This is a genomic window from Microbacterium sp. MTN4-26, from assembly GCF_042846595.1.
Taxonomy (GTDB): Bacteria; Actinomycetota; Actinomycetes; order Actinomycetales; family Microbacteriaceae; genus Microbacterium; species Microbacterium luteum.
The window spans coordinates 56,278-78,350 of record NZ_BTGO01000001.1 but is presented as its reverse complement, the minus strand read 5'-3'; the positions used below and the strand labels follow the sequence as shown (position 1 = coordinate 78,350).

At 69.3% G+C, this 22,073-nt stretch carries 19 protein-coding genes and 1 pseudogene; 5 read left to right on the top strand and 15 right to left on the bottom strand.

The features are described from left to right. Nucleotides 1-31 precede the first annotated feature (31 nt). Nucleotides 32-1,195 (bottom strand): cysteine desulfurase family protein, encoded by a 1,164-nt coding sequence (locus tag ACGG9C_RS00405; protein WP_071043256.1) that lies wholly within the window; start codon nucleotides 1,193-1,195, stop codon nucleotides 32-34. A 64-nt stretch (nucleotides 1,196-1,259) separates the two neighbouring features. Here ACGG9C_RS00405 and glgX point away from each other — a divergent pair, with 64 nt between their 5' ends. The 3 genes from glgX to glgB are packed head-to-tail and all read left to right on the top strand — an operon-like array spanning nucleotide 1,260 to nucleotide 7,656. Continuing rightward, on the top strand, nucleotides 1,260-3,359 hold the full coding sequence (gene glgX, locus ACGG9C_RS00400; protein WP_071043254.1) for a glycogen debranching protein GlgX: 2,100 nt from the start codon (nucleotides 1,260-1,262) through the stop codon (nucleotides 3,357-3,359). A gap of 38 nt (nucleotides 3,360-3,397) precedes the next feature. Then, nucleotides 3,398-5,479 carry an alpha-1,4-glucan--maltose-1-phosphate maltosyltransferase gene (locus ACGG9C_RS00395; protein ID WP_390178074.1) on the top strand — a complete coding sequence of 694 codons (2,082 nt, stop codon included), beginning with the start codon at nucleotides 3,398-3,400 and terminating at the stop codon, nucleotides 5,477-5,479. Then, nucleotides 5,476-7,656, top strand: coding sequence for a 1,4-alpha-glucan branching protein GlgB (gene glgB, locus ACGG9C_RS00390; RefSeq protein WP_390178073.1), 2,181 nt, complete (start codon nucleotides 5,476-5,478; stop codon nucleotides 7,654-7,656). Before ACGG9C_RS00395 ends, glgB begins: the two co-directional genes overlap by 4 nt. Before the next feature lie 55 nt (nucleotides 7,657-7,711). Here glgB and ACGG9C_RS00385 read toward each other — a convergent pair whose 3' ends face one another. Both ACGG9C_RS00385 and ACGG9C_RS00380 read right to left on the bottom strand, forming a co-directional pair. Then, nucleotides 7,712-8,614 (bottom strand): tetratricopeptide repeat protein, encoded by a 903-nt coding sequence (locus tag ACGG9C_RS00385; RefSeq protein WP_390178136.1) that lies wholly within the window; start codon nucleotides 8,612-8,614, stop codon nucleotides 7,712-7,714. 23 nt (nucleotides 8,615-8,637) lie between these two features. After that, nucleotides 8,638-10,479 (bottom strand): glycosyl transferase, encoded by a 1,842-nt coding sequence (locus tag ACGG9C_RS00380; RefSeq protein ID WP_390178135.1) that lies wholly within the window; start codon nucleotides 10,477-10,479, stop codon nucleotides 8,638-8,640. Between the two features lie 174 nt (nucleotides 10,480-10,653). Here ACGG9C_RS00380 and ACGG9C_RS00375 point away from each other — a divergent pair, with 174 nt between their 5' ends. Further along, nucleotides 10,654-11,715: an AI-2E family transporter gene (locus ACGG9C_RS00375; protein WP_071043246.1), complete on the top strand. Its 1,062-nt coding sequence runs from the start codon at nucleotides 10,654-10,656 to the stop codon at nucleotides 11,713-11,715. Between the two features lie 3 nt (nucleotides 11,716-11,718). Here the strand turns inward: ACGG9C_RS00375 and ACGG9C_RS00370 are convergent, their stop codons facing one another. The 9 genes from ACGG9C_RS00370 to rpsB all read right to left on the bottom strand — a co-directional run bounded on the left by ACGG9C_RS00370 (nucleotide 11,719) and on the right by rpsB (nucleotide 18,431). After that, nucleotides 11,719-12,447 (bottom strand): alpha/beta hydrolase, encoded by a 729-nt coding sequence (locus tag ACGG9C_RS00370; RefSeq protein WP_390178072.1) that lies wholly within the window; start codon nucleotides 12,445-12,447, stop codon nucleotides 11,719-11,721. Next, the gene (locus ACGG9C_RS00365) at nucleotides 12,447-12,734 is read right to left on the bottom strand and encodes a hypothetical protein (protein WP_071043242.1); all 288 of its coding nucleotides are present in this window, start codon (nucleotides 12,732-12,734) and stop codon (nucleotides 12,447-12,449) included. The genes ACGG9C_RS00370 and ACGG9C_RS00365 overlap by 1 nt, the downstream gene beginning before the upstream one ends. Nucleotides 12,735-12,737: 3 nt before the next feature. Then, nucleotides 12,738-13,472, bottom strand: coding sequence for a lytic transglycosylase domain-containing protein (locus ACGG9C_RS00360; RefSeq protein ID WP_071043240.1), 735 nt, complete (start codon nucleotides 13,470-13,472; stop codon nucleotides 12,738-12,740). A 55-nt stretch (nucleotides 13,473-13,527) separates the two neighbouring features. Further along, the gene (locus ACGG9C_RS00355; protein ID WP_071043239.1) at nucleotides 13,528-14,115 is read right to left on the bottom strand and encodes a DivIVA domain-containing protein; all 588 of its coding nucleotides are present in this window, start codon (nucleotides 14,113-14,115) and stop codon (nucleotides 13,528-13,530) included. After that, a complete protein-coding gene (locus ACGG9C_RS00350) occupies nucleotides 14,112-15,161 on the bottom strand; it encodes a phosphatidate cytidylyltransferase (protein WP_071043238.1) in 1,050 nt (349 codons plus the stop codon). The genes ACGG9C_RS00355 and ACGG9C_RS00350 overlap by 4 nt, the downstream gene beginning before the upstream one ends. Nucleotides 15,162-15,169: 8 nt before the next feature. Beyond that, nucleotides 15,170-15,724 (bottom strand): ribosome recycling factor, encoded by a 555-nt coding sequence (frr, locus tag ACGG9C_RS00345; protein WP_071043236.1) that lies wholly within the window; start codon nucleotides 15,722-15,724, stop codon nucleotides 15,170-15,172. Nucleotides 15,725-15,776: 52 nt separating this feature from the next. Further along, the gene (gene pyrH / locus ACGG9C_RS00340) at nucleotides 15,777-16,496 is read right to left on the bottom strand and encodes a UMP kinase (protein WP_071043235.1); all 720 of its coding nucleotides are present in this window, start codon (nucleotides 16,494-16,496) and stop codon (nucleotides 15,777-15,779) included. A gap of 83 nt (nucleotides 16,497-16,579) precedes the next feature. Further along, the gene (tsf, locus tag ACGG9C_RS00335; protein ID WP_390178071.1) at nucleotides 16,580-17,410 is read right to left on the bottom strand and encodes a translation elongation factor Ts; all 831 of its coding nucleotides are present in this window, start codon (nucleotides 17,408-17,410) and stop codon (nucleotides 16,580-16,582) included. A gap of 97 nt (nucleotides 17,411-17,507) precedes the next feature. Continuing rightward, a complete protein-coding gene (rpsB, locus tag ACGG9C_RS00330; RefSeq protein WP_071043231.1) occupies nucleotides 17,508-18,431 on the bottom strand; it encodes a 30S ribosomal protein S2 in 924 nt (307 codons plus the stop codon). Between the two features lie 98 nt (nucleotides 18,432-18,529). Between rpsB and ACGG9C_RS00325 the strand changes: the two are divergent. Beyond that, nucleotides 18,530-19,213 (top strand): annotated as a pseudogene (locus tag ACGG9C_RS00325) (murein hydrolase activator EnvC family protein); the annotation flags it as partial. Nucleotides 19,214-19,290: 77 nt separating this feature from the next. On the opposite strand, the gene ACGG9C_RS00320 reads toward ACGG9C_RS00325, so the two are convergent. From ACGG9C_RS00320 to dprA, 3 genes are read right to left on the bottom strand one after another with little or no spacing between them, the layout of a single operon-like run. Continuing rightward, nucleotides 19,291-19,884: a DUF3060 domain-containing protein gene (locus ACGG9C_RS00320; RefSeq protein ID WP_194385129.1), complete on the bottom strand. Its 594-nt coding sequence runs from the start codon at nucleotides 19,882-19,884 to the stop codon at nucleotides 19,291-19,293. A 27-nt stretch (nucleotides 19,885-19,911) separates the two neighbouring features. Further along, nucleotides 19,912-20,814 (bottom strand): tyrosine recombinase XerC, encoded by a 903-nt coding sequence (locus ACGG9C_RS00315; RefSeq protein ID WP_194385128.1) that lies wholly within the window; start codon nucleotides 20,812-20,814, stop codon nucleotides 19,912-19,914. A 48-nt stretch (nucleotides 20,815-20,862) separates the two neighbouring features. Beyond that, nucleotides 20,863-22,047: a DNA-processing protein DprA gene (gene dprA / locus ACGG9C_RS00310; protein WP_194385127.1), complete on the bottom strand. Its 1,185-nt coding sequence runs from the start codon at nucleotides 22,045-22,047 to the stop codon at nucleotides 20,863-20,865. Nucleotides 22,048-22,073 lie beyond the last annotated feature (26 nt).

Sequence of the window (22,073 nt, the reverse complement as noted above, 5' to 3'; positions counted from 1 at the left end):
CCGCCTGACCTCCGGTCCTCGCGCGGCCTTCTCAGCGGGCGGCGCGAGCCCGCGACACCGCTTCCGGAAGCGCCGCGGACAGCGCGTCGACGTCGTCGACGGTGCTCGTGCGACCGAGAGTGATGCGAAGCACCTGTCGCGCCGCCCGCTCGTCGAACCCCAGCGCCTGCACGACGTGGGACGGTTCGGGCACGCCCGCCTGGCACGCCGAGCCGGTGGAGACGGCGATCCCGCGTTGATCGAGCAGGAACAGCAGGGACTCGCCCCCCGCTCCCGGCAGATGCAGGTGCAGATTGCCCGGGATCCTGTCGATCGGATCTCCGAGGGGAACGACATCCGGGATGTCGCGGCGGATGGCCGTCAGCGCGCGCTCGCGCAGCGCGGAGAGGCGCCTGGCCTCCTCCTCCCGTTCGGCGACGGCGAGTTCGGCGGCCACGGCGAAGGCGGTCGCTCCGGCGACATCCTGCGTGCCCGCCCGCAGGGAGCGCTGCTGTCCGCCTCCGTGCAGCAGCGGCGTCGGCTCGGCGTGGCGCGACACCACGAGCGCGCCCACCCCCACGGGCCCTCCGATCTTGTGCGCCGACACGCTGAGTGCCACCAGCCCCGTTCCATCGCGGACATCGCCCCGCCACCGAGCGAAGTCGACGGGCACGTGCCCGAAGGCCGAGACGGCGTCGAGGTGGAGAGGCGTCCCCGCGGCGACTGCCTCCGCCGCGAGAGCCGGCGCATCGTTGACGGTGCCGACCTCGTTGTTCGCGACGAGGGCCGTGGCCAAGGCCGCACCCGGGAGGGCCGCCCCGAAGGACGCAGGCGGGATGCGCCCGAGCCGGTCGAGCTCCACCGAGCGGACACGGGCTCCGCGGCGGGCTGCCAGCCATCCCACCGTGTCGAGGGTCGCGTGATGCTCGCCGTCGGGGAGGACGATCGCATCCCCATCACCCCCGCGCGCGTCCCACAGGCCCTTGATCGCCAGGTTCACCGCTTCGGTGCCTCCCGACGTGAACACCACCTCGATCGATCCGCATCCGAGCACCGCTGCGAGCCGTTCGCGCGCTTCCTCCAGGAGGCGGCGCGCGCCCTGGCCGGCGGCGTGGATCGCAGACGCATTGCCGACGCGCGTCTGCACGTGCACCCAGGCGTCGCGCGCCTCGGGGCGCAGCGATGTGCCGGCGGCGTGATCGAGGTAGACGACCATCCCCCTCCTTCGACGGTCTCGCGTCCGAGTGCTGCTGCCTCGCGGCGTCACTACTCTAGATCGCATGTCCCCCGCGCCCTCCACCGCGCCCGCGTCGGCTCTTTCCTCGCACGCTTTCGACGATCTGGGAGTCACCCTGCACGACGGCGGCGGCACCCTCCGCGTGTGGTCCGAGGACGCGGGTGGGATCGACCTCGTGGTCTTCGATGACGCCGATCTCGACTGGAGCATCGCGGACATCCCGCTGGAACCGGTCGGCGACGGCGTGTGGAGCGTGAGCAGCGATCTGCTGCGGCCGGGTGCGCGATATGCCGTGCGCGCGGACGGCCCACGCACGCCGGGGGCCACCTTCAACCGTGGCACGCTGCTCATCGAACCGTACTCCCGGGGCCTGGCCACCGGTGACGGCTACGAGGACTGGCGGTCGGTCGTGGTGGATCGGAGCTTCGACTGGGGAGGCGTCACGAAGCCGCTCACCCCCATGGATCGCACCGTGATCTACGAGGGTCACGTGAAGGGACTCTCCAAGCGCCACCCGGGAGTGCCGCCCGCGCTGCACGGCACGTATGCAGGCCTCGCGCATCCGGCGATGATCGAGCACTTCCAGCGGCTCGGGGTGACCGCGCTGCAGCTGCTGCCCATTCATGCATTCGCCACGGAACCTCGGCTCCTGCAGCACGGGCTGGCCAACTACTGGGGCTACAACTCGCTGAACTTCTTCACTCCCCACGCCGCGTACGCGACCGAGGAGAACCGTCGCCGAGGCCCCGACGCGGTCCTGCGCGAGGTGAAGGGAATGGTGAAGCTCCTGCACGAGGCGGGCATCGAGGTCATCCTCGACGTCGTCTACAACCACACCAGCGAAGAAGGTCTCGGCGGACCCCGCACGAGCCTGCGCGGTCTGGACAACCGCCACTACTACCGGCAGCAGGACGACGGCACCTACATCGACGTCACCGGGTGCGGGAACTCGCTGAACACCGCAACGGATGCCGCCGCCCGTCTCGTGCTGGACTCGCTCCGATACTGGGCGCAGGACGTGCAGATCGACGGCTTCCGCTTCGATCTCGCCGCCACCCTGGGCCGCGACGCCGCCCACGCCTTCACCCCGGACCATCCCCTGCTGCAGGCGATCATCGCCGATCCGGCTTTGGCGGGCGTGAAGAAGATCGCCGAACCGTGGGATGTCGGAATGGGGGGCTGGCAGACCGGCAACTTCGGCGACGGCTGGCACGAATGGAACGACCGCTACCGCGATCGCGTGCGCAACTTCTGGCTGAGCGACATCGATTACGCGCGCCGGGCCGATGTCACGCCCGTCGGAGTCGGCGGCTTCGCCACGCGACTCGCGGGTTCCTCCCACACGTTCTCCGCCGAGCGCGGGCCGCTGGCGAGCGTGAACTTCGTCACCGCCCACGACGGATTCACCCTTCACGACCTCGTCTCTTACGACGTCAAGCACAATCTCGGCAACGGCGAGCAGAATCGCGACGGCGCCGACACCAATCGCTCGTTCAACCACGGTGCCGAGGGGCACACAGACGACGCGGGAATCCTCGCGACACGACGCAAGGCGATGCGGAACCTGCTCGGAACACTTCTGCTTTCGGCAGGCGTGCCGATGCTGACGGCGGGCGACGAGTTCGGACGCAGCCAGCGCGGGAACAACAACGCCTACTGCCACGATTCCCCGCTCACGTGGCTGTCGTGGGAGCACGCGGGCTGGCAGGAGGACCTCCAGGCTCACGTCGCGCGCCTCATCGCACTGCGTCAGCAGAATCCGGCCCTGCGGCCTGTGCGCTACGCCAAGCGCGGGGAGCACGTTCCGTCCGCGTCGGTGATGGAGTGGTACGACGAGCACGGCGAGACGATGTCGGATGAGCGATGGAACGACTCCTCCAAGCGCACCCTCCAGTATGTCGCGGCATCGACGCCCGAGCACGAGGCCCGCAATCGCATCCTGCTCGTCGTGCACGGGTCCGAGCGTCCGGTCACGGTGACCCTCCCCGAGATCGACGACGCGCACCGCTTCGTCCGCCTGTGGTCCAGCCTCGACGAACGACCCGCGCAGGAGGCCTCCGCCCACGCGCCCGGCGACCGCATCGACCTGCCGGGGACCGCTATGGAACTGTTCCGCGTGGAGAGTGTCAACCCCCACCCCTGACCCTGTATCCCTCGACGCTGTCGCGATAGGTTCGGACCGTGGTCACGTCGCGCACAGCACAGCCCCAGTCCTGGCGGAGCGCCGCCTCGATCCCCGTCCGGCCTGCGTCGGATGCGCAACCCGCGCGGGATACCGCGATCGGGCGCATCCCCACCACGGGATCCTCTCCCACCGTGCCGGACGGCGACTTCCGCCCCAAGGCGTTCGTCGGCGAGGTGGTGCCGTTCGAGATCACGGCGTTCCGCGACGGGCACGACCGGATCGGCGTTCAGGTGCGCCTCACGTCGCCGGGCGGAGACCAGTCCCTCCATCGGTTGAACCCGCTCGATGGCGGGATGGACCGGTGGAGCGCACTCGTATCGGTTCTCGAGCAGGGCGTGTGGCGCTTCCGCTTCGAGGCGTTCTCCGACGAGTTCGCGACGTGGCGCCATGCCGCCGACGTGAAGATCGCCGCGGGTGTGGACACGGCGCTCATGCGGGAGATCGGTGCGCGGCTGTTCACGCGCGGCGCCGAGGAGCGATCCCGGCCGGCAGCCGAGAAGCGGGCGCTCACCGCCGCCGCGGCCTTTCTGCGCGACGACCAGGTCGACGATGTCGCGGCACGCGGCATCGTGCTCGACGACGAGATCGCGGCGATGTTCTGGCGGCGACCCCTGACGGCCCTGATGACGCGCGGCGACGAGCAGGAGCTGCTGGTGGAGCGCGAGCGGGCGGGCGTGGGTGCGTGGTACGAGTTCTTCCCCCGGTCCGAAGGCGCGACCGTCCTCGAGGATGGATCGATCCGCAGCGGCACGTTCGCGACCGCGACCGAGCGGCTTCCCGCCGTCGCGGCGATGGGTTTCGACGTCCTTTACCTGCCGCCGATCCATCCGATCGGCCGCACGAACCGCAAAGGCCCGAACAACTCCCTGGATGCCGGGCCCGCCGACCCGGGCTCGCCGTGGGCCATCGGGTCCGCCGACGGCGGACACGATGCCGTCCACCCCGATTTGGGAACCCTTGGAGACTTCCGTGCGTTCGTGCAGGAGGCCCGCACCCACGGCGTCGAGGTGGCGCTCGACCTCGCCCTGCAGGCCTCCCCCGACCACCCGTGGGTCACCGAGCACCCGGAGTGGTTCACGACCCTCCCGGACGGTTCCATCGCCTACGCCGAGAACCCGCCGAAGAAGTACCAGGACATCTACCCGATCAACTTCGACAACGATCCGGCGGGCATCCGCGCCGAAGTTCTGCGGGTGGTCCGGCACTGGATCCAGCAGGGGGTGCGGATCTTCCGCGTCGACAACCCGCACACCAAGCCGCTGCAGTTCTGGGAGTGGCTCATCGCCACGGTGAACGCGGAGGAGCCCGACGTGGTCTTCCTCGCCGAAGCCTTCACGCGGCCCGCGCCGCTGCAGGGACTCGCCAAGGCGGGATTCCAGCAGAGCTACACCTACTTCACCTGGCGCAACGAGAAGGCGGAGTTGGAGGAGTTCCTCGGCGGTCTGGCCCACGAGACGGCCGATTTCCTGCGGCCGAACCTCTTCGTGAACACGCCCGACATCCTGACCGAGTTCCTGCAGTTCGGCGGCCGACCGGCCTATGTGATCCGGGCGGCGATCGCAGCGACCGCCGCCCCCGTCTACGGTGTCTACGCCGGATACGAGCACTTCGAGAATGTGGCGCGGCCCGGCTCGGAAGAGAACATCGACAACGAGAAGTACGAGTACAAGATCCGCGACTGGCAGGGTGCCGTCGAGACCGGCGACTCGCTCGCGCCGTTCCTCACCCGCCTCAATGAGATCCGTCGAGGCCATCCCGCCCTTCGTCAGCTTCGCAACTTCTCCGCCCACTGGAGCGACGACGATTCGGTGCTGGTCTACTCCAAGCATCTGGACGCCGCCCTCAGCCCCGAAGGCGTCGCCGACACGATCATCGTCGTCGTCAACGTCGATCCGCACTCGGTGCGGGAGACCACCGTGCACCTGGACACCCGGATCTGGGGCATCGCCCCGGGCGACGCCTACGAGGTCGAAGACCTCGTGACCGGGGCTCGCTGGACATGGACCGACCACAACTACGTGCGACTGGACGCGTTCACCCAACCGGTGCACATCCTCCACGTGAAGGAGGCGCGATGACCTACCCCGATGAATCCCTGCTCGACGCGATCGCGTCCGGCTCCCACCACGACCCTCACTCGGTCCTCGGCCTTCACGCCACCCGCGACGACGAGGGAGCCTCGGTGTGGACCGTGCGGGCGCGGCGCCCCCTCGCATCGAGTGTGACCGCCGTCTTCGACGACGGCACGCGCGTTCCGCTCGAACACGTGCGCGGTGGAGTCTGGGAGGGATCGCGCGGGGGCGATGCGGCAGCGTACGAGATCGTCGCATCCTACGATGACGGGCCCGACTGGATCGTCGACGATCCGTATCGACACCCGCCGACGGTCGGCGAGCTCGACCTGCACCTGATCGGCGAGGGCCGCCACGAGCAGCTGTGGCTCGCGCTCGGCGCGCACACGCGCGAGTCCGGCGGCAGCACGGGCACCGCGTTCACCGTCTGGGCGCCGAACGCCCAGGCCGCGCGCGTGATCGGCGACTTCAACGGGTGGGACGGCGCCGCGCACGCGATGCGATCGATGGGTTCCAGCGGCGTGTGGGAGCTGTTCGTCCCGGGCGTCGAGCCCGGCTCGGCGTACAAGTTCGAGTTGCGCACCAAGAGCGGTCACTGGGTCGAGAAGGCCGACCCGATGGCGCGCTGGGCGGAACTGCCTCCAGCGACTGCATCGGTGGTCGTCGACACGTCCTACTCGTGGCAGGACGATGCCTGGATGACCGAGCGCGCCCAGACGCCGGCGTTGTCGCGGCCGATGTCGATCTACGAGCTGCACCTCGGATCCTGGCGCCCGGGGCTGTCCTACCGCGAGGCGGCCGACCCGCTCGTCGAGTACGTGACCGCGCACGGATTCACGCACGTCGAGTTCCTCCCCCTCGCCGAGCATCCCTTCGGCGGGTCCTGGGGGTATCAGGTCACCGGCTACTACTCCCCGACGCGACGCTTCGGGCATCCGGACGACCTCCGCTACCTCATCGACCGGCTGCACCAGGCCGGCATCGGCGTGATCATGGACTGGGTCCCCGGTCACTTCCCGAAGGACGCCTGGGCGCTGGCGCGATTCGACGGCGAGGCGCTGTACGAGCATCCCGATCCCCGGCGAGGTGAGCACAAGGACTGGGGCACCCTCATCTTCGACTACGGCCGCAACGAGGTGCGCAACTTCCTCGTGGCCAACGCCCTGTACTGGCTTGAGGAGTTCCATGTCGATGGTCTGCGTGTCGACGCCGTCGCGTCGATGCTCTACCTGGACTACTCCCGCGAAGCCGGGGAGTGGGAACCCAACGTGCACGGCGGTCGCGAGAACCTGGAGGCGATCCGTTTCCTGCAAGAGGTCAACGCGACCGCGTACAAGCGATACCCGGGCATCTCGATGATCGCCGAGGAATCGACCAGCTTCCCCGGCGTCACGGCCCCCACCGACCACGCCGGACTCGGCTTCGGCTTCAAGTGGAACATGGGCTGGATGAACGACTCGCTGCAGTACGTCGCGCGCGACCCGATGTACCGGGGTCATCACGAGGGAGAGATGTCCTTCTCGTTCGTGTACGCCTTCAGCGAGAACTTCGTGCTGCCGATCAGCCACGACGAGGTCGTCCACGGCAAGGGCAGCCTGTTCGGGCGCATGCCCGGCGATCACTGGCAGAAGCTCGCCAACATGCGCGGCTACCTCGCCTACATGTGGGGGCATCCGGGCAAGCAGCTCCTGTTCATGGGCCAGGAGTTCGGTCAGATGTCCGAGTGGTCCGAGGGGCGCAGCCTCGACTGGTGGATGCTCGAGCAGCCCAGTCACGAGCAGCTGGCGCGGTTCGTCTCCACGCTGAACCACGTCTACCGGGATCACTCCGCGCTGTGGTCGCGGGATGCCGACGGAGCGGCCTTCTCTCGCCTCGGCGGTCCGGCGTGGAATTCCAGCGTGATCGCCTTCTCCCGCCGGGACTGGCATGGAAACACCGTCGCGGTGATCTGCAACTTCTCCGGGGTGCCGGTGAGACCGTACGAGATCGACCTCCCGGAGGCCGGGGTGTGGCGGGAGATCCTCAATTCCGACGCCGAGGAGTACGGCGGATCAGGCGTCGGCAATCTCGGTGTGGTCCACGCCGACGAGAACGGCCGCGCCACGATGGTGCTGCCTCCTCTCGGAGTGCTCTGGCTGAGCCACGATCGGCGGGCGAGTATCCCGTCGCCGACGCACCGCTGACACGAGATCGCCCCCGGCACGAATGGCCGGGGGCGATCAGGTCGCGTCGTCGGAGTCAGAACAGCAAGGAGGCAAGCCGCGCACGTGCGCGGATCACCCGGGGGTCGGCGTCGCCGACGACCTGGAACAGCTCGACCAGGCGCGCACGCACGGGTGCACGGTCGTCTCCGGCGAGCTGGGAGAACAGCTCGAGAAGCCGGGCGAACGCGTCGTCGACATGACCGCCGGCGACATCGAGGTCGGCCACGAGCAGCTGCGCGTCCACGTCGGTGGGCGCATCGGCGGCAGCCGCGCGCGCCTGCTGCAGGTCTGCGCCCTGCACCCGCAGCAGCAGCTGCACCTGCGCCAGACCGGCTTTCGCGTCGGCGTCGCCGGGGTTCTCGGTGATCGCCGCCTCATACGCTCGCGCGGCGCGCTCGTAGTCGCCGGCCTCGATCGCGGCGTATGCCTCCGCGTGGGCCGGCGGCAGTGCGGGCTCGCTTTCGGCGACGTCGTCGTCCGGCGCATCCTCCGGCGTGATCGTGCCCGTCACACCGTTCTGCGCCGCAGCATGCAGGAGCTGCGCGAACACCTCGCGCACCTGCTGTTCGGGCACGGCTCCCTGGAACAGCGGCACGGGCTGTCCGGCCAGGAGGGCGACGACCATCGGAATCGACTGCGCACGGAATCCCTGTGCGAGCTGCGGGTTCGCATCGACGTCGACCTTGGCGAGGACGATTCGCCCGCCGAGCTCGGTGACGACCTTCTCGAGAATGGGGCTCAGCTGCTTGCACGGCCCGCACCACTCGGCCCACAGATCCACCACCACCGGGACGGTGCGCGAGAGCTCGAGCACCTCACCGAACGTGGCGTCCGTGACGTCGCGCACGAGCGCCGACGAAACCGAACCGCCGGCCGCACGGGGCGCGGCGGGGTCCGGGCGGTTACGGAGGGAAGACAGGTCGACGGCACCGCGCATCGCGGCCGCCGTGGCGGCATCGGTCACTCAATCACCTTCGCGTCGAGAATGTTGGAAACGTATCCGAGAAGCCGGATCTTCTCGCTCGAGCCCTGGCCGGGCACGTAGAAGAACAGCTGGTCGACATACACGGTACTGAATCCTTCGGAGGATTCGTCCACACCGGTCAGCGTCTGCACGGTGGGATTGTTGTCGAGCTTGATCACCGCATCGTCGTCGGTGGGCTGGACCGTGTCGATCTCCTGGATGGTGACCGCCACGATGGCTCCGCTCTCGAGGGTGGCCAGCGCTGTGGGGTCCTCCTCGCCGGGCTCGGTCGAGAAGGTCAGCTCCCCTGTCGATTCGGCCGTCTCGTTGAACTCGTCGAGCCGCTTCTGCCGGTCGGCAGCGACACCGATGCGGAACTGGTCCTCATCGAGCTCGAACAGGGAGGCGTACTCGCTGTCTTCGCCGTTGTTGATCACATCCGCGTAGGCGGTCGACAATTCCTGCGGCTCCATGATGAGGAACGGCGAATCGGGCTGAACCTGCGTCGCACCGACGTACACGGGCGCCAGGTCGGGAAGGGTCGTGTCTGCTTCGAGATACGAGTACGAGGTCAGCTTGTAGTCCGACCATGCGTCCTGCTGGCTCAGGAACATCGTCGTCGCGGCCGTGCCCTCGGGATCGTTCACAACCGCGAGGAAGGTGCGGGGCCAGCCTTCGGTCGCCTGGGGCAGCACGACCTCGAGGGGCGTGGTGGCGAAGGCCGGCAGCCCCTCACGGTCCTCGATCGCCTCTTGCAGGGTGTACAGGGTCTCTCGCTCGGCGAGGGGTGCACCCTCGAGCCGCGTGGCCGCCAGATCGGCGTCTCGGGCCTCGTCCGCCTCGGCGACGGTCGCCGCCACGCGCTCGATGATGCGCTCCGCCTGGGGCCGCGTGACCGCAGGAGACTGCTGGCCCTCCGGGACGATGACCGAAGCGGTGGGCGAAGGGGTGGGTGTTCCGGCCAGGTCGGGCCACGCGTCGGCCGTGCAGCCTGCGAGGACCAGCGCCGAAGCGGCGACGACCGGGACCGCGATCATGCTGCGCCGACCACGCCCCACGGCGCGCCGGGACGGGGTGCTGCTGATCACGCCCTTGTCGGGGTCGTCGACCGCGACGTCGATCGGCTCCGTCGCGGGAAGGGGCAGACCCTTCCGGCGCGGTCCGCGCGACCGGCGCACGTGACGGATTCCGAGCACGTACAGGATCAGTCCGATGACCATGAGGATCGCACCACCCACGATGAGAGGGCCGGCCCACGGCGTGCCGTTCTCGATCGGCCACGACACGCTGAGATCCGTGGGCGCGGGCTCCGTTCCGTCGGCGGCCACGAGCACGCTCATGTCCGCGGGAAGCTGCAGCGGCGCCACGAGGAGGTCGGCCTGCTGATACTCGTCGAGCCAGAGGTCGGATCCGACCGGATTGCGCCCGGGCGCTGCCTCTTCGGCGGCGGCGTCGTCCGCGGAAGCGGCATCGTCGGCACCCTCACCCTCATCGGCGACCTCCGTCTCTGCCGGCTCCGGGACGGCGGGGGCGATGGTGGACGTCGTGATCGTGCCGGTGTCGTCGGCGGTCACGTGGGCGTACTCGGCGTCGGAGAGCCACGCCTCGAGATCGGCCGTGCGGCCGTAGGCCGCGAAGAGCTCGCCCTCCCCCTGCACCCGAAGCGTCTGCGGACCGGACACAGCCGTCATCGCGCCGCCGTCGATGAGCACGTACGGCACATCTCCCTCGACGTCGAACTGCGCGGTCTGCGCGTCGGGACCCTGGAAGACGGTGCGCTGCGCGATACCCGCGCCGATCATCACCGCGGCGAGGACGAACGCCAGCACGGCCCACACGAATCGCAAGGAAACACCTCTCCACGTCCGCTTCGGGTCCCAACGCAGACGTCAATCGACGTTTCAGACTAGCGGAGACGACCTGAAAGGCCACCGGGAGGCGTCGATGCGCAGACTCCTCGGCGCGCATGCGTATCCTGACACCACAGGAGCACGGCCGAGGCAGGAGACCGCGTGAAGATCCATAACCCGTTCCGGGTGGCGTTCCTCGCCACGCTGGGCGTCGGGCTCGGTCTGGTGCTCATCGCCAGCATTCAGACTCTCTCGACCATCCTCCTCTACGTCGGCACCGCGCTGTTCCTCTCGCTGGGTCTGGACCCGGTGATCTCCTTCCTGGAGCGGCGGCGGCTGCCCCGCTGGGCGGCGGTGGTGGTGACGATCCTGGGAGTCCTCGCGCTCTTCGCGGGTATCGTCCTCATGATCGTCCCGCTGATCGTGTCGCAGATCTCGCAGCTCGTCACCGCCATCGTGCGACTCGTCGAGCGCGGCACCTTCATCGAGGATCTGCGTTCCTGGCTGCAGACGACCTTCCCCACGCTGAGGGTCGACGACGTATTCAGCTACGTCGAGGACTGGCTGACGACGAACGTCACCGAGATCGGCGGATCGATCGGTCAAGGCGTCCTCGCCTTCAGCGGAGCCGTCCTGGCCGGACTCACCGGCGCGTTCATCGTGCTCATCCTCACGATCTACTTCACCGCATCGACTCCCAGCCTGAAGCGAGCGGTCTACCAGCTTGTCCCGGCATCCAAGCGCGCCCGCTTCATCGATCTGTCCGAGCAGATCACCGACTCGGTGGGCTACTACGTGATCGGACAGCTCTCGCTCGGCGTGCTCAACGGCGTGCTGAGCGCGATCTTCCTGTCGATCATCGGCGCGCCCTTCCCGGCCGTGCTCGCCGTCGTCGCGTTCCTCTTCTCGATCATCCCGCTCGTGGGCACCCTCACCGGATCGACCATCATCGTGCTGCTGTGCCTCATTCCGGGACTGGGCGGCACGTCGACGGCGATCATCGCGGCGGTCTACTACCTCGTGTACATGCAGTTGGAGGCGTACGTGATCGCCCCCCGCATCATGGGTCGCGCGGTCTCCGTCCCCGGCGCCGTGATCGTCATCGCCGCCCTCGCCGGCGGTTCCCTCCTCGGACTGCTCGGTGCGCTCGTGGCGATCCCGGTCGCGGCCAGCATCCTCATCCTCTACCGGCAGGTGCTGATCCCCCGTCAGAACGAACGGTGATCGTCACGCCGTGCCGGGGATCTCTCCCGACCATTCGGTGGGGAGAGGCAGCGCGTCGGGGTTCACCGCGGCGACGATCTCGGTGAGCACCCGTCGCGTCTGCGACTCCCCCACCCACAGGTGCTTGGCGCCGTCGACCGCGATGAGGTTCGCGTGCGGCACGGCGGCGAACCGCTCCGCGGCTTCGTCCGGGCGCAGAAAGCCGTCGAGCTCGGGCACGAGGATGATGAGCGGGCGCTCTTCCTGAGCCCACGCGGCGACCTCCTCCGGTGTCGCACGATGCAGCGGGGGCGAGAGCAGAATGAAGCCCTCGGCGGCGTGGTCGCGTCCGTACTTGAGGGTCAGCTCCGTACCGAAGGACCACCCGATCAGCCACGGATGCGGGAGCCCGCGCTCGCGGACGAAGTCCATGGCCGCGGCGACGTCGAAGGCCTCCGCGCGCCCACCGTCGAACTCCCCCTCGCTGGTGCCGCGCGGCGATGACGTGCCGCGGGTGTTGAACCGCAGAACGGCGAGATCGGCCAGCGCGGGAAGGCGCGCGGCCGCTTTGCGGAAGACGTGCGAGTCCATGAATCCGCCTGCGGTCGGCAAGGGGTGGAGGGTCACCAACGTCGCGCGCGGCTCACGATCGGCGGGCAGCGCGAGCTCGCCGACGAGGGTGAGCCCGTCGAGCGTCTCGAGCTCGATCTCTTCCCGGCGAGCGGGAAGCATGAGCGGTCCGCGAATCTCCATCAGCTGATCCTCCAGCAGGCGTTGTGCCAGTGTCTGCGCGCCGCGAGGTCGGCGCGGTCGCCGAGCACGCCGTCGGCCCGCCAGGCCACCAGGTGTGCCGTACCCGGCTCGATCACGCGCGAGCATCCCGGGCACGTGTACGGCTTGACCGCCTGTGCGGCCGAGAGGGGCTGCACCGTCCACTCGGCGCCGCGGCGCACCTCCGTGCGCTTCCACCCCGCCAGGAGCCGATCGAAGGATGCGTCGCCCGCCGCCTGGTCGCGGCGCCGACGGTTGGACCGCGGCACGGGTCAGTACCAGCCGACGGACTGCGAGTGCCCCCACGCCCCGCACGGGGTCCCGTAGCGTCCGCCGATGTATCCCAGGCCCCACGAGATCTGGGTGGCCGGATTGGTCTCCCAGTCGGCCCCGGCACTGGCCATCTTGCTTCCCGGCAACGACTGCGGGATGCCGTAGGCCCCGCTGGAGGCGTTGTAGGCGTTGACGCGCCAGCCCGACTCCTTGTTCCACAGCGCCACGAGGCAGGAGAACTCGCCGTCGCCCCATCCCCGAGCGGTCACCATCTCGTACGCGATGGCCTGTGCGGACCCGGGATCGGGCGTGACGAACGGCGGCGCCCATCCTCCCTCGGTCGACGATGACGACGACTCACTCGCGACGACGGGTTCCGGAGTCGGGGTCGGCGTCGGCGTGACATAGACCTCGTAGTTCCCGCGCTCGAAGGTCGGGATCTCGTCGCCCTCGCCGGCGTCGGCGGTGACGAGGGTCTGCACGTCTCCCAACGTGCTCGAGTACAGCGTGATGGGCTGCGTCTCCTCGGCGGCCGCCTGACTGAGAGCGACGCCCGTCGGGCCGGCGTACGCGATGACGAAGCCGAACGCGGCCAGCGTGGCGAACACGGCGAGGACCCCGCGACGCCGGGACCAGCGTTGCGCCGGTGCCGACGGGCGGCCTGCCGGCGCGGCGACGTTCGCCACGTCGCGACGCGAGCGGCGCGCGGGGGTCAGGTCGCTTCCGGCAGTCACAGTGACCCGATTCTAGCCGCGAGGACTCCCGGTGTCATCCGCCCCGCAACGCGCGTCACCGCACAGCGAGCATCACCTCGACGACCGCGTCGAGAACGGCATCCACCTGCGCCTCGCGGTACCCGCCGCGCTGCATGCGGAACGCCACCGATCGCACCTGCTCGACCGAGACGGGTTCGCCGTCCGCCAGGTAGCGGGCGAGCTTGTCCCCCACCAGATCGACCTCATCGATGCGATACCCGTACCGCAGCGCGCCGACACGGTCGAATCGTCGTCCCTTGCGTCGTGTCAGGCGATCGAGCACCTCTTGCGCGGTTCCGCGCGTCGCGCCGACCCATCCGCCGACACCACCGTCCGCGAGTGCCGTCTCGCGCTCACGGGCGGCGAAGGCGTCTTCGATGCGCGCGAGCGCCGCATCGACCGCCGCGATGACATAGCCATGGCGCGTCAGGGGGAAGGCCGCGCGTCGCACGCTCTCGGAGGTCAGCGCGTCTCCGGTCTCGCCTTCGAAGACACCGCGTGCACGAGCGAGGAAGTCGTCGACGGCCGCGCGGTCATACCCCTTCGTGCGCCCCTGCGCGATCGGGAACGACGTGCGCTCGGAGGGCGAGGGGGAATCGGACGACACGGGGGCCGAGCTCATGGGGTCACCACCAGAGGAGTGAACAGATAGGACAGTGCGAGGGCCACGGTGACCGACGGGAGGATCGAGTCCAGGCGATCGAGCACACCGCCGTGACCGGGCAGCCACGAACTCATGTCTTTGATGCCCATATCGCGCTTGATCATGGATTCACCGAGGTCACCGGCCGTGGCCGTCGCCAGGATCGCGGCTCCGAAGACGAGGCCGGTCCACCACGGCAGCCCGAGCAGGAACATCGACGCGAGCACACCCGCGACGAGGGCCGCGACGGCAGCTCCGGCGAAGCCCTCCCACGTCTTCTTCGGGCTGATCCGGGGCGCCATCGGATGACGCCCGAAGGTGAGTCCGCTGATGTAGGCGCCGGTGTCGGCCACGACGGCGATCAGGATGAACGTGATGATCCACCACTCGCCGCCGTCCTGACGCAGCAGCACGAGCGAGAGACTGGCGAAGAAGGGCACGTACAGCTGGACGAAGCCGCCCGTCAGCACATCGGCGAGCACGTCCGACGGTGAGCGCTGGTCCACGGCCACCATCTGGGCGATCAGTCGCCAGACGGCGATCACGACGACGGCGACGAACGTGACGACCCAGTGGAACCACAGGTCGGCGAACAGGCCTGACAGCACGAGGACGACGCCGACGCCCACCTGCGGTGCGACGTCGATACGGCGACCGGCGACCGTGAGCGCGCGGCTGATCTCGAGGATCCCGAAGACGGTCGCGACGAGCGCGAAGAGGATGAAGATCCACTTCAGCAGCACGAGCGAGAGCAGCAGCACACCGCCGATCGCGATGCCGATCACAATGGCGACGATGAGGTCACGACCGGTTCGCTCCTTGATCCGCTCGTTCGCCTGGTCGAATTCCGCCCGCGCGTGAGCCATCTGCGACTCGACACCGGTGCGCATCGCCCGCATGTGCTCCTGGAAAGCCTGCGAGGGGTCCTGCGCGTCGGATCCGGGCTCCTGGCGCGCTCCAGCGTCCCGCCGGGTCAGTGGTGGGACGTCGTCGTCTCCGGACGGAGCGTCGGGCGCGTCGGTCATCCGGCGACTCAGACCTCTAGCAGCTCCGCCTCTTTGCGCTTCAGAGCGTCGTCGATCTCGTCGACGTGCGCGCGCGTGAGGGCGTCGAGTTCCTTCTCGGCACGGACGAGCTCGTCTTCGCCGACATCGCTCTTGAGGGCGTCGAGGTCGTCCTTGGTCTTGCGACGGATGCCGCGCACGTGCACCTTGGCGTCCTCCCCCTTGCCGCGGACGATCTTGACGTACTCCTTGCGACGCTCCTCCGTCAGCTCGGGCATGGTCACGCGCACGATGTTTCCGTCGTTGGTGGGATTCGCACCGAGGTTCGGGGTGTCGCGGATCGCCTGCTCGATCGCCTTGAGGGCGGACTTGTCGTAGGGGGTGACCACGAGCGAGCGAGCCTCGGGGTTGGCGAGCGACGCGAGCTGCGCGAGCGGTGTCGGGCTGCCGTAGTAGTCGACGAGGATCTTCTGGAACAGCTGCGGGTTGGCGCGCCCCGTGCGCACCGTCGCGAAGTCTTCCTTCGCCGCCTCGACGGCGCGGTCCATGCGCGCTCCGGCATCCGCCAATACGTCAGCGATCACGAGTGACTCCCATCGTTCGAACCGAAAACTCAGTCTAGTCAGCCGGCGGCGATCACGCCGTGACCAGCGTGCCGATCGATTCGCCCAGCAGCGCCCGCGTCACGTTTCCCGCCGGCTCCATTCCGAACACCCGCATGTCCATGCGGTTGTCCATGCAGAGGCTGAACGCCGTCGAGTCGACGACCTTCAGACCGCGCTGCAGCGCGTCCAAGTAGGTGATGCGGTCGATGCGGGTCGCGGACGCGTCGGTGCGCGGGTCTGCCGTGTACACCCCGTCCACACCGTTCTTGGCCACGAGCACCTCGGATGCGCCGATCTCGAGCGCACGCTGAGCGGCGACGGTGTCGGTGGAGAAGTACGGCAGGCCGGCGCCGGCACCGAAGATGACAACCCGGCCCTTCTCCATGTGCCGCTCGGCGCGCCGCGGGATGTAGGGCTCGGCGACCTGCGTCATCGAGATCGCCGACTGCACGCGCGTGGCGGCTCCGGCCTGCTCGAGGAAATCCTGGAGCGCCAGAGCGTTCATCACCGTGCCGAGCATCCCCATGTAGTCGGCGCGGCCGCGATCCATGCCGCGCTGACTCAACTCGGCTCCGCGGAAGAAGTTCCCCCCGCCGACGACGACGGCGATCTCCACCCGGTCCACCGCCTCGGCGATCTCACGGGCGATCTGCGACACGACGTCGGGGTTGACCCCGAGCGCCCCGCCGCCGAAAGCCTCGCCCGACAGCTTCAGCAGAACGCGCCGGCGTCCGGTCGCTTCATCGATCACGTGATTCCTCTCGTCGCTTACAACTTATCGAAGGGCATGAGAAAAGGCCCGCACCACCGAAGCGGTGCGGGCCTTCTTCAACGTCAGGCTCCGACCTTGAACCGGGCGAAGCCGGTGAGGGTGAGACCGGCGTCGGCGGCGACCTTGGCCACCGACTGCTTGTTGTCCTTGGCGTAGTCCTGGTCGAGCAGCGCGACCTGCTTGAAGAACGCGTTCACACGACCTTCGACGATCTTCGGAAGGGCCGCCTCGGGCTTCCCCTCGTTGCGGGAGATCTCGGTGACGATCTCGCGCTCCTTCTCGACGTCGGCCTCGGGAACCTCGTCCCGACTGAGATAAGACGGGTTGGCGAACGAGATGTGCTGCGCAAGGCTGCGCGCGGTCTCGGCGTCATCGCCGGTGTAGGCGAGGACGACACCGACCTGCGGCGGAAGGTCCTTGCTGGTCTTGTGCAGGTAGACCTCGAACGCGTCGCCGGTCAGGGTGCGAACGCGGCGCAGTTCGACCTTCTCGCCGATGATGGCGGCCTCGTCCGAGATCAGCTGCTCGACCGTCTGGCCCGACGCGTCGGCCGCGAGTGCAGCCTCCGCGGAGTCGGCGCGGGAGGAGGCGGCGGCGGCGGCGAGGACCTTCTCGGCCAGCGCGCCGAAGCGTTCGTTCTTGGCGACGAAGTCGGTCTCGCAGGCGAGTTCGATCAGGGTGACCGCGCCGTCCTGCTCGTGAGCGGCGACGAGTCCTTCGCTCGTGGAGCGGTCGGCGCGCTTGGCGTTGCCCTTCGCACCCTTCAGACGCAGGATCTCGGTGGCCTTGTCGACGTCGCCGTCAGCCTCCTCGAGCGCCTTCTTGGTGTCGACCATGCCCGTGCCGAGCTGCTCGCGCAGCGCCTTGATGTCGGCGATCGTGAAGTTTGCCATGGGTGGCGGCTCCTTGTTCAGATGATTCGTGCTTCGCTTCGGCGGGGCCGTCCGGAGACGGCCCCGCCGAACATACTCGGTGTCGGTTGCGCGACGGTTACTTCGCGTCCGCGGCGGCTGCGCCGGCGGCATCCGCCTCCGACTCGGTGGCCTTCTCGCCCTCGGCGGCCTGCTCCTCGGCGACGATCTCGCTCGCCTCGACCGTGGCCTCGGCCTCATCGGCCACCTTCTCGGTGTCTGCCGACGACTGCGCGGGAGCACCCGACTCGAGCAGTTCACGCTCCCACTCGGCGAGGGGCTCAGCGGCCTCCTCGACCTCGTCCGCGGGCTGGTGGCGCTGGATCAGGCCCTCGGCGGCGGCGTCGGCGATGATGCGCGTCAGCAGGCTCACCGAGCGGATCGCGTCGTCGTTGCCGGGGATCGGGTACTGGAACTCGTCCGGATCGGCATTGGTGTCCAGGATGCCGATGATCGGGATGCCCAGCTTGGTGGCCTCGTCGACGGCGAGGTGCTCACGCTTGGCGTCGACGACCCAGATGGCCGACGGCGTCTTCTGGAGGTTGCGGATACCACCGAGCGACTTGTGCAGCTTGTCGAGCTCGCGCTTCTTCAGCAGCAGCTCCTTCTTCGTGAAGCCGCTCGCAGCCGGGTCGTCGTAGTCGAGCTCCTCGAGCTCCTTCATGCGGGCGAGGCGCTTGCTGACGGTGGTGAAGTTCGTCAGCAGACCACCGAGCCAGCGCTGGTTGACGTAAGGCTGGCCGACGCGGGTCGCCTGCTCGGCGATGATCTCCTGCGCCTGCTTCTTGGTGCCGACGAAGAGGACCGTTCCGCCGTGGGCGACGGTCTCCTTGACGAACTCGTACGCCTTGTCGATGTACGACAGCGACTGCTGCAGGTCGATGATGTGGATGCCGCTGCGCTCGGTGAGGATGAAGCGCTTGACCTTCGGGTTCCACCGGCGGGTCTGGTGTCCGAAGTGAACGCCGCTGTCGAGCAGCTGGCGAATGGTGACGACGGCCATGGCCGTTCTCCTGTTCTGGCGCGTGCGCGCCGATTTCGGTTATCGGTCGGCCGGTCGGCCGACGCGTCCTGGTGCCCGGCGCACCCCCGCCCCTGCCGATGTGTGGATCGGGAAGAGGACCGGAGGGAGTGGATGCCACGCGCCGGAACCGGCGCGCTGAGGGCACGCGTAGTCACCCCGAGAACGGGATGCCCCTCGATCATACCAGCCGGAGACCCTCCCCACGCGGCGGACCGTCGGAGCCCTCCACAGGTTCATCCGTCGGCGTACGCGCACCCGTCACGGGACGCGACGATAGGGCCATGCTCGTCCTGCCGGCCTCGACATCCGCCCGTCGAGGCATCCGTGCGCTCGCGGCGGCGGCGCTGTTGAGCCTGGTCGTCGTCGTTGCCTTCGGCGGCCCGGCACGTGCTGTGGACGACGAGCCGGAGACTCTGGCCGGCTGGAGGTGGCCGGTGCACCCGTTCCGCATCGTCGAAGCCTTCGTCGCGCCGGCGCACGAGTACGGCCCCGGCCATCGCGGTGTCGATATCGCCCCGTCCGACCCCGCCCGCGTGATCTCGTCCCCGGCAGCAGGGGTGATCGCGTTCGCCGGGCCGGTCGCCGGACGCGGCGTCGTCACGATCGACCACGGCGGCGGACTCGTCACGACCCTCGAGCCGGTCTCGCCCGAGGCCACCGTGGGCGAAGCCGTCGTCGCGGGAGAGCCGGTGGGAACGCTGTCGACGGGTGGCCATACCCCGCCGGGCGCGCTCCACTTCGGCGTGCGGCTCGATGGCGAGTACATCAATCCCCTGCTGCTGTTGGGCGGAGTGCCTCGCGCCGTGCTCCTCCCCTGCTGCGAACCGATCGCCGCCGCTCAGCCGATGGTGTTGCGCTCTCCCGCGTCGTCGATCTCCCCGATGCCGCTCGCGGCTGCCACGGTGTTGTCGTGGCCGGTCACGGCGACCGAGTCGATTCCCGTCTCCGATCGGACGGTGTTGCGGTCCCCCGACACCGTGGCGGCTGTGATCTCGTCGGCCTCGACCACGACGTCGTAGCCCGCGATCGACAGCGAAGGCAGCGCTGCCGCCACCACCGAGACGCGGTCGGCGCGAATGATCAGGTCGCCGACGTCGGCACTGCTCACGTCGATGATGAGGTCGTTGCCGCTGACCGTCACCGTGGGACAGCTTCCGACGACGTCGACGCGCGGATCCGCCCTCTCGGCGATCTCGAGAGGCGCCTCGGAGCATTCGACGGTCTGGTCGGCGAGGTTCTCCGGGTTCCTCTCGGCGGGACTCACGAAGGGCGACGCAGAGGACGCGGAGGTCCCCGCCGATCCGGTGGGCTCCTCGGGGAGGCGCACGACGGTCTCGGTCACGCACCCCGTGAGCGACGCGATCGCAAGGATCGTGACGGCGGCCGCGGCGCCCCGGAATCGGGCACCGGGCATGGGAAGGTCCATCGGCATGCATCCAGCCTATGCGCGGGGTGGGCCCTAAGCACGAGGGTGGGCGAGGCGGTAGGTCGCAGCGAGGCGCTCACTCGAGACATGGGTGTAGATCTGCGTGGTCGCCAGGCTCGCGTGTCCGAGAAGCTCCTGGACCGTGCGAAGGTCGGCTCCGCCGTCGAGCAGGTGAGTGGCGGCGGAGTGCCGGAGCGCATGGGGGCCGACGCTCGCACCGATGACCGGCCCGAGTCGTCGCGCGACAACGTCGTAGACCGCGCGCGGGCCGATGCGCGCACCTCGGGTGCCGAGGAATACCGCGGCGACGGGGGCGCCGTCGCAGCGGGCGTGCAGCACCGGGCGACCCCGCACGAGATAGGCCTCGAGCGCAGCGGAGGCCGGGGCACCGAAGGGCACCATCCGCTCCTTGTCGCCTTTCCCGACCACGCGGAGGGTGCGGCGTTCGTCATCGATCGCGTCGCGGTCGAGAGCGCAGAGCTCGGACACGCGGATGGCGGTGCCGTAGAGCACTTCGAGCAGCGCACTGTCCCGCAGCAGCACGGGATCACCGTCGCGTGCGGCATCGCGCAGGTCGTCGAGGAGGTCGGAGACGCCGTCCGCGGTAGCCACCCGGGGAAGGGTGCGCCCCCGTTTGGGGGTGACAAGGCGAGCGCTCGGATCGACCTCGACCAGACCCGTCTCCAGTGCCCAGGCGAAGAATCCGCGAACCGCCGCGGCTCGGCGAGCAAGAGTCGACGCACTGTGACCGCGCTGCACCGACTCCCACAGCCACTCGCGGAGAGCGTGGACGTCGACGTCCGTCAACACCGGATCCCCGGTGGCCGCCACGACATCGGCGAGGTCGCCGCGATATGCACGTACGGTCCGTGGTGAGAGCCGACGCACGTGAGCCAGATGATCCAGGTAGCTCTCCGCCGCCTCGCCGAACCTCATGCTCCCAGCTTCCCCTCCTTTTCGTCGCCGAGGTGCGCGGCGCACCGATCAGGCGCGACGCCATCCGCGATCGTCGCGGCGGACACGCCCTTCGAGTTCGAGCAGCCCGAGAAGTGACCCCGTCTCCGCGACGGAGAGGCCGGCACCGCGCGCCGCCTCGTCGGTGGAGCGACCGGCGCGCGTGCTCAGGGCGTCGACGACGCGCGTCGCCGCATCCGTCCTCGGACCACCCATCGCACCGTCCGCGCGTTCCACCTCCCGCGCGTCGAGCCGACCCACCAGCTCCCAGGCGTCGTCCGCTCCGGTCACGGCGACCGCGTCGTACTCCCGCAGCAGTCGATGGCAGCCCGCCGAGGCGGCACTGGTCACCGGGCCGGGGACGGCGCCGAGTGGTCGCCCGAGGCTCACGGCGTGGCCGGCGGTGTTGAGCGAACCGCTGCGCCAGCCCGCCTCGACCACGACGGTCGCTGCTCCGAGCGCCGCAATCAGCCGATTGCGCTGGAGGAAGCGCCACTTCGTGGGAGCTGCGCCCGGTGGCAGTTCACTCACGAGCGCCCCGACCTCGGCAATGCGCTCGATCAGCGCGCTGTTGCCTCTCGGGTAGGCGCGATCGACGCCACCGGCCAAAAAGGCGACCGTCGGCGAACCCACGGCGAGCGCCGCCCGATGCGCGGCTCCGTCGACGCCGTAGGCCGCGCCCGAGACCACGGCGCCGCCATACGCGCCGATGCCCGCGGCGAGGTCGGCGGCGACGTGCTCGCCGTAGGAGGTCGCCGCGCGGGCTCCGACGATCGCCACCGCCGTCGAGCGCCACGCGTCGACGGTTCCCCGCACCCAGACCGCCACGGGCGCGTGTGCACCGAGGTCGTTCAGACTCTCCGGCCAGTCGGACGCAGCCGGCGTGATCAGCATCGCCCCGATGCGGTGCGCCGCCCGCAAGGAACGGAAGACCGCGTCGCCGTCGAGGCGAGGCCGCCACCGAGCCCACGCGTGGCGCGCGGCCAGCCCGTCGAGCTCCCCGACAGGCGTCGGCACCGAACTGGCGACGGTGTCGAGCGCGACAGCCGGGCCGAGCGCACCGATCAATGCACCGGCGTCGGCATCGCCCGGTTCGGCGACGTGCGACCACGCGACGCGGGCGTACATCTCCACCGCCGCCTCGTCATCGAGACCCTCGCCGAAGGGTCCGAGCGCGTCTCGGATCGCCGTCGGGGTGAGGTCGTAGTCCGTCATGAAGCAATTCCCTTCTTCAGGTAGAG